This window comes from Vibrio sp. 10N.261.52.A1 (assembly GCF_002876325.1).
In the GTDB taxonomy this organism is placed as follows: Bacteria; Pseudomonadota; Gammaproteobacteria; order Enterobacterales; family Vibrionaceae; genus Vibrio; species Vibrio chagasii.
The window spans coordinates 1-494 of sequence record NZ_MCYD01000376.1 but is presented as its reverse complement, the minus strand read 5'-3'; the positions used below and the strand labels follow the sequence as shown (position 1 = coordinate 494).

Genomic DNA, 494 nt, shown 5'->3' with positions numbered 1-494 from the left:
ACAAGGCCGAGGATTTGCCGTCGTAGCCGATGAAGTAAGGACTCTCGCTAAGCGTACCCAAGATTCTGCAAGCCAGATTGATGAGCTCATCACCTCGCTACAACGTGGTGCCAAAGACGCACTAGAGTCAATCAAAGAGAGTCACAGCACGGTTTCCGATGCTTCAACTCAGGCACAACAAGCTTCTCAGAACTTACATGTGATTAACCAACACATCCAAGATTTGAATCAGGCCAACAGCCAAATTGCAGTATCTGTAGATGAGCAAGATTGCTTGACCAAGTCACTGGGTGAAAACGCGCAAGGTGCCAATACCATCGCGCAGAGCAACCAAGAGTCTGTAAGCAGCATTTCTGGCGCAGCGAGCGACTTAACCGAAGTTGCTCATCACTTAGAAAACCAAGTGAATCGATTTAGAACCTAGCTAACTTTCTGTCTCTGTTATTTAGAGCCTCGCTTATTGAAAACATAGCGAACACGGTTTATATAATAAG

At 46.0% G+C, this 494-nt stretch carries 1 protein-coding gene; it reads left to right on the top strand.

Annotated features, from left to right (window positions below):
* Nucleotides 1-424, top strand: a 424-nt coding sequence (locus tag BCT81_RS04485; protein ID WP_241908158.1) for a methyl-accepting chemotaxis protein, incomplete at its 5' end; no start/stop codon positions are given.
* Nucleotides 425-494 lie beyond the last annotated feature (70 nt).